This window comes from Paraburkholderia fungorum, from assembly GCF_046027215.1.
In the GTDB taxonomy this organism is placed as follows: domain Bacteria; phylum Pseudomonadota; class Gammaproteobacteria; order Burkholderiales; family Burkholderiaceae; genus Paraburkholderia; species Paraburkholderia fungorum_D.
This window is the reverse complement of record NZ_JAQQEN010000001.1, coordinates 993,605-1,011,447: the sequence shown is the minus strand read 5'-3', so window position 1 is coordinate 1,011,447 and position 17,843 is coordinate 993,605. Positions and strand designations below refer to the sequence as shown.

General features: G+C 63.7%; 13 protein-coding genes. 5 read left to right on the top strand and 8 right to left on the bottom strand.

All coding sequences use genetic code 11. The annotated features are described in order from the left end of the window. Positions 1 to 85: 85 nt before the first annotated feature. The 6 genes from PQR27_RS04535 to purT form a co-directional block, all read right to left on the bottom strand. Positions 86 to 1,576, bottom strand: a complete 1,491-nt coding sequence (locus tag PQR27_RS04535) for a DEAD/DEAH box helicase (RefSeq protein WP_408522532.1) — start codon at positions 1,574 to 1,576, stop codon at positions 86 to 88. Positions 1,577 to 2,025: 449 nt separating this feature from the next. Further along, positions 2,026 to 3,462 (bottom strand): aldehyde dehydrogenase family protein, encoded by a 1,437-nt coding sequence (locus tag PQR27_RS04530; RefSeq protein WP_408522531.1) that lies wholly within the window; start codon positions 3,460 to 3,462, stop codon positions 2,026 to 2,028. Positions 3,463 to 3,542: 80 nt separating this feature from the next. Further along, positions 3,543 to 5,195: an acetolactate synthase large subunit gene (locus tag PQR27_RS04525; RefSeq protein WP_408522529.1), complete on the bottom strand. Its 1,653-nt coding sequence runs from the start codon at positions 5,193 to 5,195 to the stop codon at positions 3,543 to 3,545. Positions 5,196 to 5,438: 243 nt separating this feature from the next. Continuing rightward, a complete protein-coding gene (locus PQR27_RS04520) occupies positions 5,439 to 5,807 on the bottom strand; it encodes an MliC family protein (protein ID WP_408522528.1) in 369 nt (122 codons plus the stop codon). A gap of 77 nt (positions 5,808 to 5,884) precedes the next feature. After that, positions 5,885 to 6,097: a DUF6726 family protein gene (locus PQR27_RS04515; RefSeq protein WP_408522527.1), complete on the bottom strand. Its 213-nt coding sequence runs from the start codon at positions 6,095 to 6,097 to the stop codon at positions 5,885 to 5,887. A 93-nt stretch (positions 6,098 to 6,190) separates the two neighbouring features. Further along, entirely contained in the window at positions 6,191 to 7,405 is a 1,215-nt protein-coding gene (gene purT, locus PQR27_RS04510) for a formate-dependent phosphoribosylglycinamide formyltransferase (protein WP_408522526.1), read from the bottom strand. A gap of 229 nt (positions 7,406 to 7,634) precedes the next feature. Between purT and PQR27_RS04505 the strand changes: the two genes are divergently transcribed. Both PQR27_RS04505 and PQR27_RS04500 read left to right on the top strand, forming a co-directional pair. Continuing rightward, positions 7,635 to 8,174, top strand: coding sequence for an META domain-containing protein (locus PQR27_RS04505; protein WP_408522525.1), 540 nt, complete (start codon positions 7,635 to 7,637; stop codon positions 8,172 to 8,174). Positions 8,175 to 8,306: 132 nt separating this feature from the next. Continuing rightward, on the top strand, positions 8,307 to 12,026 hold the full coding sequence (locus tag PQR27_RS04500) for a DNA translocase FtsK (protein ID WP_408522524.1): 3,720 nt from the start codon (positions 8,307 to 8,309) through the stop codon (positions 12,024 to 12,026). A 93-nt stretch (positions 12,027 to 12,119) separates the two neighbouring features. On the opposite strand, the gene PQR27_RS04495 is transcribed toward PQR27_RS04500, so the two are convergent. Beyond that, positions 12,120 to 13,415, bottom strand: a complete 1,296-nt coding sequence (locus PQR27_RS04495; protein WP_408522523.1) for a lactonase family protein — start codon at positions 13,413 to 13,415, stop codon at positions 12,120 to 12,122. A 227-nt stretch (positions 13,416 to 13,642) separates the two neighbouring features. On the opposite strand from PQR27_RS04495, the gene PQR27_RS04490 reads away from it, so the two are divergent. Further along, complete coding sequence (locus PQR27_RS04490) at positions 13,643 to 13,795, top strand: DUF3096 domain-containing protein (protein ID WP_073429502.1); 153 nt, start codon at positions 13,643 to 13,645, stop codon at positions 13,793 to 13,795. A 206-nt stretch (positions 13,796 to 14,001) separates the two neighbouring features. On the opposite strand, the gene PQR27_RS04485 is transcribed toward PQR27_RS04490, so the two are convergent. Continuing rightward, the gene (locus PQR27_RS04485) at positions 14,002 to 14,247 is read right to left on the bottom strand and encodes a hypothetical protein (RefSeq protein ID WP_408522522.1); all 246 of its coding nucleotides are present in this window, start codon (positions 14,245 to 14,247) and stop codon (positions 14,002 to 14,004) included. A gap of 230 nt (positions 14,248 to 14,477) precedes the next feature. Here PQR27_RS04485 and PQR27_RS04480 point away from each other — a divergent pair, with 230 nt between their 5' ends. Together PQR27_RS04480 and PQR27_RS04475 are read left to right on the top strand one after the other, a co-directional pair. Then, positions 14,478 to 16,358, top strand: a complete 1,881-nt coding sequence (locus tag PQR27_RS04480) for a glycoside hydrolase family 15 protein (RefSeq protein ID WP_408522521.1) — start codon at positions 14,478 to 14,480, stop codon at positions 16,356 to 16,358. Positions 16,359 to 16,538: 180 nt separating this feature from the next. Then, positions 16,539 to 17,816: a polyhydroxyalkanoate depolymerase gene (locus tag PQR27_RS04475; RefSeq protein WP_408522520.1), complete on the top strand. Its 1,278-nt coding sequence runs from the start codon at positions 16,539 to 16,541 to the stop codon at positions 17,814 to 17,816. The last annotated feature ends 27 nt before the right edge of the window (positions 17,817 to 17,843 follow it).

The window sequence follows — 17,843 nt, the reverse complement described above, 5'->3', positions numbered from 1 at the left end:
GCCGCCCCGCACAGGGGCAACACTAATAAACCACAAACAAATCAAGAATCAAAAACGAAAAACGAAAAACGAAAAAACCAAAACCTTAGGAAGAAGACGAAGAAACCTTCCGCGGCATCCCAAACCCACCCAACAGCGCAGCCAACGGCTGTTTGGAAGACGACGACTTCTGCGGAGCACCCCCACCACTACTCGCATCTTCAACCTTCCGCATGGAAGCAGCCGAAGGCTCATAAGGCTTGAGGAAAAAATCATCCACAGGCTGGGCCCGATGATGATGCGGCCGATCGAACGAGCCCGAAGACGAAGCCCCCGAACGCCGGCGACCGCCCCGCTCGTCACGCCCCTCTGCACGGCCATCAACGCGCTCACGCCGCGGCGGACGCTCTTCATGGTGATGCCGAACCGGCGTATCAACAGTCAACCGTTGCACATCCAAAGGCCGCTTGATCAGCTTTTCAATATCAGCAAGCTGCTTGCGCTCATTCGGGCTGCACAACGATAACGCATCGCCGGAAGCCCCCGCACGCCCAGTGCGCCCAATCCGATGCACATAATCTTCCGCGTTAAACGGCAGATCGAAATTGATCACCGCCGGCAATTCGGCGATATCGAGCCCGCGCGCAGCGACATCGGTCGCCACCAGCGCTTCGATCTCACCACGCTTGAACGCATCCAAAGCCTGCATACGTTCATTCTGCGTGCGATCACCGTGAATCGCGGTGGCCACCACGCCGTCGCGTTCCAGACTGCGCGCCAGACGACTCGCGCCGATCTTGCTGTTGCAGAACACGATCACCTGCTTGAGACCGCGCTCACGAATCAGTTGAACGACCGCGCCGGTCTTGTCGCCCTCGGCTACTTCATAAACGATCTGCGTCACGTTGGTGGCAGTCGAATTGCTGCGCGCGACTTCGATCGTCTGCGGATTGCGCAGATACGTGGCGGCCAGTTTCTTGATTTCGCCCGAGAACGTGGCCGAAAACAGCAGCGTCTGACGTTCTTTTGGCAGCAGGTTCAGGATGCGCTGCAAATCCGGCAGGAAGCCCATGTCGAGCATCCGGTCGGCTTCATCGAGCACGAGGATCTGCACCTGACCGAGGTTGGCCGTTTTCTGTTGCACGTGATCGAGCAGGCGGCCCGGCGTGGCGATCAGAATTTCGACACCGCGGCGCAATTGCTCCGACTGCGGATTCATGTCGACACCGCCGAACACCACCGCGCTGCGCAGCGCTGTGTGCTTCGCGTACGACTGCACGTTCGCGGCGACCTGGTCGGCCAGTTCACGGGTCGGCGTGAGGATCAGCGCGCGCACCGGATGGCGGGCGGGCGATGCGCTCGTGCTGGCCTGCGGAAGCAGCCGCTGGATGATCGGCAGCGAAAAACTCGCGGTCTTGCCGGTGCCGGTCTGCGCGGCGCCCATCATGTCACGGCCGGCCAGCACAACAGGAATTGCCTGCTCCTGGATCGGCGTAGGGATGGTGTAGCCCGATTCTTTGACGGCTTTCAGGATGTCGGGCGCGAGGCCGAATTGATCAAAAGTCGCAGTGCTGGGCGTGACGGCTGTGTCGGACATGGTGGCTTTCGCTAAAAATGCGCTTGGCGCGGGTGCGCGCGGCAGCGGTCGGAACCGCAGAGGGCATCAGGATGAAGGCGGAGCCACGGCGTTCCGCACGGAACCCGTCAGTACGACCAGGACGGGAAAAAAATGCGGCCGGCTCCGGCCGGCGGAAACACCCGCCGGAAAGGCCGGTATTGTAGCACTTCAGCAAAAACACTCATGGCGCATCTGGCGGCTTTCTGCTTACGCCCGCGAAAGCCGGCCGTCTGGCCCTGCGTGCGGGCTTCGACAAATCGCCGCAGAGCGCCGGGGCGCCCCGCTGGCAGCGTAGTTCGAACACACGACAGTTACGTGACAAAGGGTCCCGATCTCGCCGGCCGCCCGACACCGGAAACGGGTGCTCAGCCCGCTTCGAGCCCATCATCGCGGCTGAGCGCCGCGGCCCTCGGGGCCAGGCAAGCCCGTTACCACGTCTCACGCATCACCATCAGCCGCATCTCCGTCATGTCCTCGATCGCATAGCGCACGCCTTCCCGCCCAAGCCCGGAATCCTTCACACCGCCATACGGCATGTTGTCGACCCGGAACGACGGCACGTCGTTGATCACCACGCCGCCTACGTCGAGCAGATCCCACGCGCGATGTGCATGCGCGAGCGAATCGGTGAACACGCCGGCTTGCAGACCGAAGTCGCTGTCGTTGACGGTTGCCAGCGCCACATCGAAATCGTTGAAACGCTCCAGAATCGCCACCGGCCCGAAAGCTTCCTTGCGATACAGATCCGTGTCGCGCTTCACGCCTTCGAGCAGCGTGGCTTCGAACATGGCTCCATCCACCTTGCCGCCCGCGACGATCTTCGCGCCCGCCTGCACCGCGCCGTCCATCCAGCCGGCGAGCCGTCTGGACTCGGACTCGGAGATCATCGGCCCGACAAAGGTCTTTTCGTCCTTCGGGTCGCCCATGACAAGCGACTTCGTTTTGGCAATCAGCTTCTCGCGCAGCGCATCATAAACTTGCGCATGCACCAGAATCCGCTGCACGCCGATGCAACTCTGCCCCGACTGATAGAACGCGCCGAACGCGAGCCGGTCGACGACGTAATCGAGCTTGCCACCCTGATCGCCGTCGACGATCGCCGCAGCGTTGCCGCCCAGTTCCAGAATCACCTTCTTCTTGCCGGCCTTTTTCTTCAGTTCCCAACCCACCGCCGGCGAGCCCGTGAACGACAGCAGCTTGAAGCGTTCATCGGTCGTAAACAGATCGGCGCCGTCGCGATGCGCGGGCAGAATCGAGAATGCGCCTTTCGGCAAGTCCGTTTCCGCCAGAATCTCGCCCATGATCAGCGCGCCGACAGGCGTGCGGCTCGCCGGCTTCAACACGAAGGGCACGCCCGCGGCGATCGCCGGCGCGACCTTGTGCGCGGTCAGATTCAGCGGAAAGTTGAACGGCGAAATAAACGAGCACGGCCCGATCGGCACGCGTTTCACGTACCCGTGATAACCCGTTGCGCGCGGCGAAATCTCCAGATTGATGATCTCGCCGTCGATGCGCACCGACTCCTCCGCTGCCACCTTGAAGGTATCGATCAGCCGCGTGACTTCGCCTTTCGAATCGTTGATCGGCTTGCCCGCTTCGATACACAGCGCCAGCGCCAGTTCGTCGTAGCGCTCGCGAAAGCGCTTCACGCAGTGTTCGAGCACGGCCTGGCGCTTGAACGGCGGGAACACGCGCAGCGCGGGCATGGCGTCGACGGCGCAACCGATCGCCCGATCGATCGCCGCGGCGTCGGCCATCGCCACGCGGGTCGCCACTTCGCCGCTGAATTTATCGGTGACTTCGAGATCGGTGTTGGCGGCCACCGCTTCGTTCGCGAGATAGTACGGGTAAGTCTTCTGCAACATGACGCGTTCTCCTTGTTCCGATGCCTGGCCACTCAAACTCAAACGTCATCGCAATCAGCAAGCGTATGCCCCGCCGCGCCTCATAGCTGCGCGGAGAGCCGCTTGATCTCGCGATTGAGCACACGCTCGTTGTCCGAATAGTCGATTGGCAGGTCGATCACGTGCACGCCCGGCGTGGCGAAACATTCGCGCAGCAGCGGCGCGAACTCCGCCGCCGATTCGATGCGATGACCCAGCGCGCCGTAACTCTGCGCGTAAGCGACGAAATCGGGGTTGCGCAGCGTCATGCCGTAATCCGGGAAGTTCATGTTTTCCTGCTTCCAGCGGATCATGCCGAACGCGTCGTCGCGCAGAATCAGGATCACCAGATCGAGCTTGAGGCGCACCGCCGTTTCCAACTCCTGCGAATTCATCATGAAGCCGCCGTCGCCGCATACGGCCATCACCTTGCGGTCCGGATGCACGATTTTGGTCGCGATCGCCGACGGCAAACCGGCGCCCATCGAAGCCAGTGCGTTGTCGAGCAGCAGCGAATTCGGTTCGTGGGCGCGGTAATAGCGCGCGAACCAGATCTTGTACATGCCGTTGTCCAGACACACGATGCCGTCTACCGGCGTGGTCTCGTAGACGTCGTTGACGATCCGCACCGGATACATCGGGAAGCGGTCGTCGTGCTGGCCTTTGACCAGATGCTCCTCGAAATGCTGCTTGATCTCCTTGAAGCGCGCAAAGTCCCAATGCTCCTTGCGCTCCTTGAGACTTTCCTTGAGCTGCCACACCGCGTTCGCGATATCGCCCACGACTTCGATCTGCGGGAAATACACTGTGTCGACTTCCGCGCCGAGGAAGTTGACGTGAATCACGGTCTTCTCGCCCGCCTCGCCACTGCGCATGAAGAATGGCGGCTTCTCGATCACGTCGTGGCCGACATTGATGATGCAGTCCGCGTGGTCGATCGCGCGGTGCACGAAGTCACCGTCGGACAAGGTGGCGTTGCCGAGCCACATCGGGTGCGATTCGTCGATCACGCCCTTGCCCATCTGCGTCGTAAAAAACGGAATGCCGATCTGGTCGACGAATTCGCGCAACATCTTGGTGGTGGTCTTGCGATTGCCGCCCGCGCCGATCATCAGCAAGGGATGCTTCGCTTTCGTGATCGCCTCGACCGCGCGCGCCACGGCCTTTTCCTCCGCGACGGGGCGGCGGCTGAAGCTCTTCGGAATCGGCTGGCCGTCGCCCTCTTCGTGCGCAACGTCTTCGGGCAATTCGAGGTGCGTGGCGCCGGGCCGCTCTTCCTCTGCCTGCCGGACCGCCTCACGGACCGCCGCCGGAATGTTGGCGATCGACACGATCTGCCGCGTGTACTTGGTGAGCGGCTCCATCATCCGCACCACGTCGACGATCTGGAAATGGCCCTGCTTGCTCGACTTGATCGGCTTCTGACCGGTCACCATCAGCATCGGCATCCCGCCCAGCTGCGCGTAGGCGGCTGCGGTCACGAAGTTGGTCGCGCCCGGGCCGAGGGTGGCGAGACACACGCCGAGGCGTCCGGTCAGCCGCCCATACGTGGCGGCCATGAAACCCGCGGCCTGCTCGTGCCGCGTCAGGATGAGACGGATTTTCGAGCGGCGCAGCGATTCCAGCAGATCGAGATTTTCTTCACCGGGGATACCGAACACGTACTCGACACCTTCGGCTTCCAGCGATTTGACGAACAGGTCCGATGCTTTCATGGAGGGTCTCGCTTGATGAAACGGTCGCGGGCCGTGCGCCCAGCTGTTGAGATCTGGGGACGGACTATTAACGGTAGCCACCACCGCGCGAACGAGCCACGGGATGACACGGCGGAAACAGCGAATGCCACGCCGGACAGCTTACTACTCGAACGGGAAAGATGCGCAGCGACGGACAAGACCGCGAGACAGCGGTAAGTCGAGGCGGGCGGCGGCATGATGACGGAGGCCGCCGCATGCTGCTCAGCGATTGATGGTGACGCAGTCTGACAGGATCGGCGGGGCGTTTTCGCCGTCGGTCGCGTCATAGAGATCGGCGCGCGGACCCTTGGTCCACCAGGTGTAACTGCCGGCCTGATATTTCGCGCCCGAGCCCGACAGCGTGTTGACGAACAGCAGTTGCTGCCCCTTGACCGGGACGAGCGCGAAGCTCTGGCCGTTCGCCGTGTTCCAGTATGTCACTTGCAGAATCTTGCCGGTCGCGCAGGTGTATTTGTGCGTTTGCCGGTTTTTCGGCTGAATCTGGGCAAGCTGCGATGGCGCGGACCATGCGTTGCCGCACAGCGCCACGAGACCCGCTGCCACGGTTACCGCAACAAGCGATTTCTTCATTGGATGCCTCGATGGTTGTCGCAGGTCGTGCAGGATGGTGGCACGCCTGCCGCCCAGCCGCACACTTTACGAACCGCTTATGGATCGATCACCGCGGCGCACGCATCGGTCGGCGCGGCGGCAACGTGACCGACCACCGGCACGATCTTCAAACCCGCCGATGCGACCCGGCACGGCGCGGCAGCCAGCCCGCAACCTGTCATCCCGGTGCATAACGCAAGCAGCACACCCAGTGCCCCAAGACGGTTCAACCTCCCACGCCGCGTGTTCCTGCGGAATTTCAGGGCCATGCGTACCTCTACTTCAGTCGGTCAGATTCCGCGCGCTGCGAATTCGCGAGGCGCGCGGGTATTGCGTCGCACTTCAGGACACGTTGATACGTATTACTTCGCGGACACCGGCCGCACCGCCGCCGCAGCCTGCTTCGCACGCGAGCGCGCCTCGTCGACGGACTCACCGGTGGCAAGCGCGACACCCATGCGGCGCTTGACGAAGCTCTCCGGCTTGCCGAACAGACGCAGATCGGCATTCGGCACGGCCAGCGCCGCTGCGACGCCTTCGAACGCGATACCCGCTTCGTCGAGCCCGCCGTAAATCACCGCCGACGCACCCGGCGCGCGCAGCGACGTATCCACCGGCAAACCGAGAATCGCGCGCGCATGCAATTCGAATTCCGAAAAACGTTGCGAGCACAGCGTGACGAGACCCGTATCGTGCGGACGCGGGCTCACTTCCGAAAACCATACGTCATCGCCGCGCACGAAAAGTTCCACCCCGAACAGGCCCCTGCCACCCAATGCCGCAGTTACCTTATGCGCGACTTCGCGCGAGCGTTCGAGCGCGAGCGGGCTCATCGGCTGCGGCTGCCACGATTCGACGTAGTCGCCCGCCACCTGCACGTGGCCGATCGGGTCGCAGAAATAGGTGCTGACGTCGCCGCTCGCCGAATCGATCGCGCGCACGGTCAACTGGGTAATTTCGTATTCGAAGTCGATAAAGCCTTCGACGATCACCCGGCCGTGATTCACCCGGCCGCCGGCCATGGCATATTGCCAGGCGGATTCGACGTCCGCATCGCTCTTCAAGACCGATTGCCCCTTGCCCGACGACGACATCACCGGCTTCACCACGCACGGATAGCCGACCTTGGCGATGCCCGCGCGCAGTTCGCCGAGCGAATCGGCGAATGCATAGGGCGAGGTCGGCAGGCCGAGTTCTTCGGCCGCGAGGCGGCGGATGCCTTCGCGGTTCATGGTGAGCTGCGTGGCGCGCGCGGTCGGGATGACTTCGGCGAGGCCGTCGGTTTCGATTGCGGCGAGCGCGTCGGTCGCGATCGCTTCGATCTCGGGGACGATCAGATGCGGGCGTTCCTGTTCGACCAGCGCGCGCAGCGCAGCGCGGTCGGTCATGTCGATCACGTGCGAGCGGTGCGCGACCTGGTGACCCGGCGCGTTCGGATAACGGTCGACCGCGATCACTTCGACGCCCAGCCGTTGCAGCGCGATGATCACTTCCTTGCCGAGCTCGCCGGCACCGAGCAGCATGACGCGCGTGGCGGATTCAGTAAGGGGCGTGCCGATCCGTTGGCCGATCTGCATGGGAACTCCAGATAAAAGTCGGATAAGAGGTGGGATTGAATAGACCACGATGTTAACATGCGGGCCCCTCGCCGCGCCTTGCTCGCCGCCGGTGCGCTCCGGTCTGCGCGCAGGGTGCGCGCGAACTCCGGAACGCATTGAGTCAGCGCTTTGCACGCGGTCGCCCTCGCGTATGGCGCACTTAGTGCGTTACCCTTACGCCTTCGCCAGTTTGAAGAGGAACGACGCCATGCTCCAAAGCTCCTCCGCGCGACGTGTTGCGCGCTTCATCCCTTATGCGCGCACGGCTATCGCCGCGTTGAGCGTGGCCGCGTTATGCAGCGCCTGCGCGATCCCGAAACATCCCGATGCCGAAGCGGCGCCGCCCGACCCGTTCAACCCGGCCGCGACGCAGTTGCTCGACGACACGAGCTGGGTGCTCAGCGGCTGGAAACAGGCGAATGGCACCGCGCGCGCGATTCCGCCAGCGGATCAGGGCGCGCCAATCACGCTCGTGCTCTCCACCGACAAAGGCCAGCGCCACGCCAGCGGCTTTTCCGGCTGCAACCGCTACATAGGTTCGTACGCGCTGAAAGACGGCAAGCTGAGCTTCGGCACGCTGGGCGGCACGCGCATGGCGTGCATGACGCCGGGCGGTCAGATCGAAGGCGCCTATCTCAACGCGCTGACTCACATCGACCGCACCGGCGTGCAGATGCGCGCACCGCAGCAGATGCAACTGGTGCTCGATAACGGCGATACACTCACGTTCGACCGCAGCGCCAAATGACCGCCGCACGGGTCGATGCGCGGCGCGGCAGGCGGTTGCGCCCGATTGTGTCTGCTTTCGAAGCAGCGGGCTTCGCCGGTTTAAACTCGACGGATTGCGTTCTTGCGCGTCCGTCATTCGTTGATGTCTAGCATGCACACGGTAGTTTTCGGCTGGTTCGGCGGGTCAGCCGTCTGGTTCACTCCTCTTTTGTGGCGCCTCGTGAAGTCGGTGCTGCCAGGCGGCGCAGGCTTGCGCGGCCCAGGCACGATCCGCCTGTGGCTCGGCTTCGTCTGCGTGATGGTGGCGAGCTGTACGCTGGAGGCCTCGCTGCTCGGCGTGGCGGGCGTAAATGGCTTCGGTCACGCGCTGGCCGCGGGCTTTGGCCATCTGCTCGGGCATATCGGCACGCCGCTCGCGGCGCTCGCCGTGCTGCTGATCAGCTTGCCTTGGCTGATTGACTTCCGTTGGCGTGACGTCGCAGTCTGGGCCGATGCCGCGTTCGGCCTCGGCCTGTCACGCGGCCTCGCCAAACGCGACGAGGAAGCGCGCCGGCATCGCAGCGTCGACGATGGTTTGCCCTCGCACGTTTCGCCGTCCACCAACACGATGGCGCCCAAAACCAACGGGCGTTATGCCCGCCCGACGGTCTGGCGACCGCCCGCGAACGGACGCGGCGCGACTGCGGGGGCGGCTGCCTCCACAGTTGGCAAGGACGCGGCGGCGCGAGGCGCGGGGCCGAGCTGGCGCGCCGGCACGGTGAAACCGCGCGGTCCCGCCGCGCCGCTTGAGCCGACTGTGCGCGCGCCTGCCGGAACGCCACCGCGTCAGGCGCCGCGGCGAGCGCCGTTGCAGACACAAGCGCTGAAGGCGGACAAAGCCGCCTGGATGCCCGCCGAGCCGGTTGCTCCAGCAGGTTGGCTGGGCGATCCGGTAACGGTGCCGCGCGCGCCGGCCCCGGCAGGCGGTGTCCATGCCGGATCGGGTCTGCCGCCGTCGACGGTGCGGGCGGTGCGTGAAATGCGCGAAGGCGGCTCCCAGGTAGGCCGGCGCTCGGCGGGTGAGCAACGTCCGGCAGGATCGTCGAACGCCGCCGCGGGCATCGCGGGCATCGCGGGTTTGGCGGCTGCAGCCGCCGCGCCAGCAGTCGCGGCGCAAGCCGCGCACGCGATGGCCGCAATGCCGGCGGCAGCGCGTCGCCCGGCTCCGCTCAAATCACCCGCGCCCAGCTACACGCGGCCGATGGCGACGATACCGCAGGTCACGCCGCCCGCCAGCGTGCAGGAAACGCTTCGCAGCATCGCGGAAAACGCCGCGCGCTGGACCGACATAGCGGGCGTCAGCCTGGCGCGCAGCACCAGCGCGGAAAGCGCGAAGGTGACGCCAGTGCCGGCGCATGCCGGGACGACGGTCGATGTCGTGCAGTCTGAAGCGGCTGCGTCGGTTGCGAACGAAGCTGCCGCCACACCGGCGCCGGACGCGAACGCGCCGTCGCATGAATCGGTACAGGTTCCCGCCGACACCCATCATGGGGAAGCCGCCTCCGAAGCAGCGGTTCCGGAAAGCGCCGCGCCAGTCGTGCAATGGCCGATCGAGCCGCCCGTCATCCAGCCGCCGTCGGTCGCGGGATCCGTGCCGCATCACGCGACGCCCGTCGTCGCCGCCACCTCGTTCCAGATGTTTGCCGCTGAGTTGCAGGCGAGCGTCACATCGGCGTCCATTCCGCCGGAGGCTCCTTCGCAGACCGCCGCAGCGGATGCCGTCATTGCGCCCGACAGCACGATCGCTGCGCACGCGGAGCACGCGGAACACGCCGAGCTCGTCACTTCACCAGCTGTCGAACAGCCAGACGCAGTGATCACCACTGAGACGCGGGTCCCCCAGATCGACCAAGACCACTCGCAAAACGAGGCGCAAGCGCCCGCCGTGACTCCCGCGCCGATCGCCGAAATCGTCACGGCTACCGAAGACGCCGAACTGGCGCCCTGGGAAACCCAGATCGACACCATTGCGTCAGTGCGCTCGGCATCGTCGGCCGGCGGGCCGCGCGTCACCACCGCCGCGTCGAGCGAGTCCGTGTCCCCACGTCATGCCACGCCCTCGCTGCATGTCGTGAGCGCGAGCGAAGCCGACACGGAAGACTCCCCTGCCCTCGCGGACGCGGCGCCCGTGGCAAGCTCGGCGCTCGTGTCGAACGTCGTCCGCTTCCCCGGCTTTGCAGCTCAGACGGAACCGCCGGTCGCCATCCGCCTTACCGAAGCGGCGACCACAGAAGCGCCCGCGCCATTCAACGACGCGCCATCCTCGCAACCTGCCGAGCCCGCAGTCCAGCCCACACCCCTGCGTGGCCACAGCCCGGCCAATGGTTTCGAATTCCGTGCGCCGGCGGCATCGATGGTCGAATTGCCGACGCTCGATCTGCTCGCGCGCGCCGACACCGACGTCGAACCGGTCTCCGAAGAAAAGCTCGCCGAAACCGGCCAGCTGATCGAACAGCGCCTGCAGGAATTCAAAGTGCCCGTGACGGTGGTCGGCGCCTCGGCGGGCCCGGTGATCACGCGCTTCGAAGTCGAACCGGCGCTCGGTGTGCGCGGCAGTCAAATCGTCGGCTTGATGAAGGACCTGTCGCGCGGCCTCGGCCTCACGTCGATTCGCGTCGTCGAAACGATTCCCGGCAAGACCTGCATGGGTCTCGAACTGCCGAACGCGAAGCGCCAGACGATCCGCCTGTCAGAAATCCTCGAAGCAGGCGTCTACCAGAATTCGCATTCGAATCTGACGCTTGCCATGGGCAAGGACATCACCGGTCACCCGGTGGTCGCCGATCTGGCAAAGGCGCCGCACATGCTGGTGGCGGGCACCACCGGTTCGGGCAAGTCGGTGGCGATCAACGCGATGATCTGCTCGCTGCTCTACAAGGCGACGCCCGAGGAAGTCCGCCTCATCATGATCGATCCGAAGATGCTGGAACTGTCGGTGTACGAAGGCATTCCGCATCTGCTCGCCCCGGTGGTCACGGATATGAAGCTGGCAGCCAACGCGCTGAACTGGTGCGTGGGCGAAATGGAAAAGCGTTACCGGCTGATGTCCGCAGTTGGGGTGCGCAACCTGGCTGGCTTCAACCAGAAAATCCGCGACACCGAAGCCAAGGGCAAAAAGCTCGGCAACCCGTTCTCGCTGACACCTGAAGCCCCTGAGCCGCTCGCACCGCTGCCGCTGATCGTGGTCGTGATCGACGAGCTGGCCGACCTGATGATGGTCGCCGGCAAGAAGATTGAAGAGCTGATCGCGCGGCTGGCACAAAAGGCGCGCGCGGCCGGCATCCATCTGATTCTGGCGACGCAGCGGCCGTCCGTGGATGTGATCACGGGGCTCATCAAGGCGAACATTCCGACGCGCGTGGCGTTCCAGGTGTCCTCGAAGATCGACTCGCGCACGATTCTCGACCAGATGGGCGCCGAATCGCTGCTCGGCCAGGGCGACATGCTGTTCCTGCCGCCCGGCACAGGCTATCCGCAGCGCGTGCATGGCGCGTTCGTGGCCGACGAGGAAGTGCATCGGATCGTCGAGTATCTGAAGCAGTTCGGCGAGCCGCAGTACGAGGACGGCATTCTCGACGGTCCCGCCACCGAAGGTGCATCGCCCGACCTGTTCGGCGAAACGCCGGACGCCGAAGCCGATCCGCTCTACGACGAAGCCGTCTCGTTCGTCGTGCGTACGCGGCGCGCGTCGATTTCATCGGTGCAGCGGCAATTGCGCATCGGCTATAACCGCGCGGCGCGCCTCGTCGAGCAGATGGAAACGGCGGGCCTGGTGTCGGCCATGGGCATCAACGGCAGCCGTGAAGTGCTCGCACCCGGACCGGCCGAATAAGGGCGAGCAACCAGCCGCGAAGAAATCGGGCCGCTCAAAGCGGCCCGTTTTCTTATTGAACGCGCAGTTTCAACTCACGCTCCCAGCCGCGACTCACGACGGCGACACCAGCTTGAAATCCACCGGCGAACCAATCTCGATGCGCTTCGGATTCGCGTCGAGCAAACCGCTCTGCTGGTTGCGTCTGAACACGTACACCGTGTCGCTGTTCTGATTGCCGACGATCAGCCAGTTGCCGGTCGGGTCGATGGCAAACTCGCGCGGCGACTTGCCGAGACTCGGTTGATGCCCGATCTTCTTCAGATGACCATTGGCCGGATCGACCGAGAAGATCACGATGTCATTCGCGTCGCCGCGATTGGAGGCGTACAGGAAGCGCCCGTCCGGCGACAGATGGATCGCCGAGGCGCCCACTGCTCCCTTGAAGCCGGGCTCGGTCAGCGACAGGGTCTGCACTTGCGTGAGCTTGCCGTCGTCATAGTTGAAGGTGCTGACCGTGCCGGCCAGTTCGCTAGTCAGGTACGCCTGCTTGCCGTTCGCACCGAATACCAGATGGCGCGGCCCCGTCCCCGCCTTTTCCTGGGTGTAGCGCCAGTCGGTCGGGCCGAACAGGCCGCGGCTGCCATCGGGCGTATAGCGGTACGAGTACAGCTTGTCGGCACCCAGGTCCTGCGCGAACAGATAATGGCCGTCCGGCGAGAACACGGTGGAGTGAACATGCGAATTGTCCTGACGCCCCTTCACCGGACCGCCGCCTTCATGATGCACCGTCAGTACCGATGCGCCGACCTGACCGTCCGCCTGCAGCGGGAACACCGCGAAGCTGCCGCCGGGATCGGCCGCCACCGAATAGTTCGCGGTGAGCAGGTATTTGCCGTCCGGCGACAGGCTCAGATAGCACGGATCATTGCCGTCCGACGAGACCTTGTTCAGCAAGCTCAGTTGACCGCTCGCGGCGTCGAACCGGAACGCGCTGATGCCGCCGCGCTGCGTTGCCGGGCCGTTGTCGCCGGGCAATTCGTTGACCGCGTACACGAAGCGGCGGTCACGGCTGACCACCAGATACGACGGATTGACCGTCTGCGCGACCGACACGCGCGTCGCGTCGCCGGTCTTCGTGTCGAAGCGATAGACATACAGGCCCTCGCTCTTGCCGCCGGTGTAGGTGCCGACCAGCAGGTCGTAAACGCCGTCGGCGGGAACCGGGCCGGCATCTTGCGCAAACGCGTGGGAAGCAACAATCGAGACCATAAGCACGAAACCTTTTATTATCGAGCGGACGGAGCGCAGAGGAGCTGGCCGTCCAGCGCGCCATGAGGTGGATTCTGAAACAGCAGGAAAACGACAGCTCGAATCGGCACGCACTGCGCCCCGGTCGCTACGAAGCATAAGAACTCCTGACATCGGTTATCGGGTTGATCCGGTTATTACGGTGTCTCTGGTCTGCCGCGCGGTTCGGCCGATCTGTTTTTATCGAGGCAAGTATAAAAGCGTTACGCCGGATCATGTAGGCCATCTGGCTCACGGCTTCCGGCATGCCTGTATCGCTGCACGTGCAGCAGTTGTCCCGCCTGGCGGGTCGTTTTTTCAATCGAGTCTCACACCACGGAGTCTTCATGAACGTCACACTCAGCCTGGGCCCGCTCGTTTCGTTGATCGCCGGTATTCTGATTCTCGTCATGCCGCGCCTGTTGAACTACATCGTCGCGCTCTATCTGATCATCATCGGCATCATTGGGATCTTCGGCGTGGGGGCATCGCACTTCTGAGCGGCGTCGACGGGTTGTCCAGCCGACGACAGCAGGCGGCAAGCGGCCGCAGGAGCCGAACGACCGGGCGCAGTGCCGGCCCGGCGCCGGCTCGCATGAATGCGGCGCGCAGCGCAAAACGGCACCCGTATGGACGGTTGCTCCAAGGTAAACAAGAGTGCGGCGTGGCGCCCAACCCGCGTGGAGCCGGCCCGCGCCGCCGATGATCAGCCGTTCGAAAGCTGGTCGAGCCGCAAGCGCCCCTGCAGCGACAGCCCGCCGACGGCATAATGGCCGTCACCTTCCCGATAATGGCGGAAGCAAGCCCGTTCGATCAGAAACGCCGCGGCAGCCAGCATGCCGTTGCGGCTCAGGCCCAGCCGGCCATAGTCCAGCGGCAGCATCGAATCGTCGGCAAGTTCACTGGCAGCCGAGAGAATCGTGATGCAATCTGATTTCGACGGGTTCACCATAGCTTTCTTCCTCGGAAACGGCGTCTCAATGCGCCATGAGCAAGGCCGATGCGCGCTCCGGATGATCGTACGCATCGGTTTGAAATCCGATTGTAGGCAGTGGTTTGCCAGATTACCAACCCGAGTTTTGCCCCATGGCGTGCTGAACCAAAGCCCATGGCGCCGGTCCGGTAATAACAATGACCCCGAGCGCGGCGGCCCTCGCCGCGCCCACGACTGACACACTCCCCATGCCCGCACTCATCGAAGACTATGCGCTCATCGGCGACGGCCACACGGCCGCGCTCGTTTCCCGCGAAGGTTCCGTCGACTGGCTTTGCTGGCCGCGTTTCGATTCCGGCGCCTGCTTCGCCGCCCTGCTCGGCACGCCCGACAACGGACGCTGGCTGATCGCGCCGGTCAGCGACACGCCGCCCACGATTACGCGACGCTATCGCGGCGAAACCCTGATCCTCGAAACCGATTTCGAAACGCCCGAAGGCGCGATCACGCTGATCGACTTCATGCCGCCCGGCAACGGCTGGTCGGAAATGGTGCGCATCGTCGTCGGCAAACGCGGCACCGTAAAGATGCGGATGGAACTCGTGCTGCGCTTCGACTACGGCTTTTCGATTCCGTGGGTCGACCGCCTGAAGCACGATAGCGGCGTCAAGGCGATCGTCGGCCCGGATACCGCAGTGCTGCGCACGCCGGTCGAGTTGCGCGGCGAGGACATGAAAACCGTCGCCGAATTCACGGTGAGCGAAGGCGAGCGTGTGCCGTTCTCGCTCACCTATGCGGCCTCGCATCTGCGCATTCCGCCTGGACACGATCCGCACACGGCGCTCGCGCGCACCGAAAATCACTGGCTGGAATGGTCGGCGCGCAGCACCGTCGAAGGCAAATGGGCCGAGCCGATCCGCCGCTCGCTGATCACGCTGAAGGCACTCGCCTACGGACCAACCGGCGGCATCGTCGCGGCGCCCACCACGTCGCTGCCGGAACAGCTCGGCGGGATGCGCAACTGGGACTACCGCTACTGCTGGCTACGCGACGCCACCATCACGCTGCTGGCGATGATGCGTGGCGGCTACTACGACGAAGCGCGCGCGTGGCGAGCCTGGCTTGGCCGCGTGATGGCGGGCGCACCGGATCAATTGCAGATCATGTACGGGATTGCTGGCGAACGGCGGCTGCCCGAGTTCGAAATTGACTGGCTGCCGGGCTACCAGGACTCCAAACCCGTGCGGATTGGCAACAACGCGGTCGGCCAGCGCCAGCTGGATGTATATGGCGAAGTGATGAACGCGCTGCATCTCGCGCGCGTCGGCGGCCTGCAGGCGGACGACACCGCATGGAACGTGCAACGCGCGCTGCTCGGCCACCTCGACACGATCTGGGGAGAGCCGGACGAGGGCATCTGGGAAACCCGCGGCGGCCGCCAGCACTTCACCTTCTCGAAGGTGATGGCGTGGGTCGCCTACGATCGCGCGATCAAGTCGGCGGAACTGTTCAAGCTCGAAGGCCAGCTCGACGAATGGCGGGCGACCCGCGCGAAAATTCACGCGGAAGTCTGTGCGAAGAGCTGGAATCCGGCCCTCAACGCGTTCTCCCAGTACTACGGCAGCGACCAGCTCGATGCGAGCTGCCTGCTCATGCCGCTGGTCGGCTTCCTGAAGCCGCAGGATCCGCGCATCAAGGGCACCGTGGAAGCGATCGAAAGAGACCTGATGCGTGACGGCTTCGTGATGCGCTATCGCACCACGGAGTACGACGACGGCCTGCCCCCGGGAGAGGGCACTTTTCTTGCGTGCTCGTTCTGGATGGTGGACAACCTGGCGTTGCAAGGCCGCATCGACGAGGCCCATACCATGTATGAGCGCCTGCTCGCGCTCTGCAATGACGTTGGTTTGCTGTCGGAAGAATACGATCCTGCGGCAAAACGCCTGGTAGGCAATTTTCCGCAGGCGTTTTCGCATGTCGCATTGGTACACACCGGCCTGAATCTGATGAAACACGAGCAGGAAATGGCGAAGGCAACCGGTCAGCCGTCCCATAACGGCATCATGGAAGAACAACTGAAGGCTGCGGCAACTCCCGATGGCGGCGCAGCAGCAACGCCAGTAGCATGATTTAATGACGGTTTGCGCGCAGCCCGCACGCAAATTGCTGCATTGCACAAGTACGCTTTGTTCGATATCATCGATCAGTTTGTTGGCCGAAAATCAATGTGCCCACAACCAGAATGGCCCGCCGCAACGCCACACGCGTGTTTGCGAAGCCCCATGCGAACCGCTTAAAACGGAGCACCTATGCTCTACCAACTGCACGAATTCCAGCGGGCGATGCTCAGCCCCCTCACCGCCTGGGCCCAAGCCGCGTCGAAATCGTTCGCGAATCCTGCCAGTCCTTTGGCCTATGTGCCCGGCGCCACCCGCCTCTCGGCCGGTTACGAACTGCTCTACCGGCTCGGCAAAGACTACGAAAAACCCGAATTCAACCTGCATCAGATTGTTAAAGATGGTCATAACATTCCGATCATCGAACAGACCATTATCGAGAAGCCGTTTTGCCGGCTGATGCGCTTCAAGCGTTTCGCGGACGACAGCGACGCTGTTACCCAATTGAAAGATGAACCGGTCGTGCTGGTGTGCGCGCCGCTGTCCGGGCATCACGCCACGTTGCTGCGCGATACCGTGCGCACGTTGCTGCAGGACCACAAGGTCTACCTGACCGACTGGATCGATGCGCGCATGGTGCCGCTCGAAGCCGGCAGGTTTCATCTGGACGACTACGTCGCGTATATCCAGGAATTCATCCGGCACATCGGTGCGAAGAATCTGCACGTGATCTCGGTGTGTCAACCCACCGTGCCGGTACTTGCCGCCATTTCGCTCATGGCGAGCCGCGGCGAAGACACGCCACGCACCATGACGATGATGGGCGGCCCGATCGACGCGCGCAAGAGCCCGACCGCTGTCAACTCGCTCGCCACGCAGCACTCGTATGAGTGGTTCGATAACAACGTGATCTTCACGGTGCCGCCGAACTATCCGGGCGTGGGTCGCAAGGTGTATCCGGGCTTCCTGCAGCACACCGGCTTTGTGGCGATGAATCCGGAGCGCCACGCGGCGTCGCACTGGGATTATTACCAGAGCCTGCTGCGCGGTGACGAAGACGACGCTGAAGCGCATCGTCGCTTCTACGACGAGTACAACGCGGTCCTCGATATGGACGCCGACTACTATCTGGACACGATCCGCGTGGTGTTCCAGGAGTTCCGTCTTGCCGAGGGCACGTGGGACGTCGACGGCGAACGTGTACGCCCGCAGGACATCACGAAGACTGCTCTCTTCACGATTGAAGGCGAGCTGGACGATATTTCCGGCGACGGCCAGACGTTCGCCGCACAAGGTTTGTGCAGCGGCATTCCAGAGCAGAACAAGCGGCACTTCACCGCCGAGAAATGCGGCCACTACGGCATTTTCTCTGGCCGCCGCTGGCGCACCATCATCTATCCGCAGTTGCGCGACTTCATCCTGGAGCACAACAAGGCGCCGAAGGTAGCGAAGGAAAAAGCCGAAGCCTGAGCTTTGCAGCACAGGTAGAAGCAACAA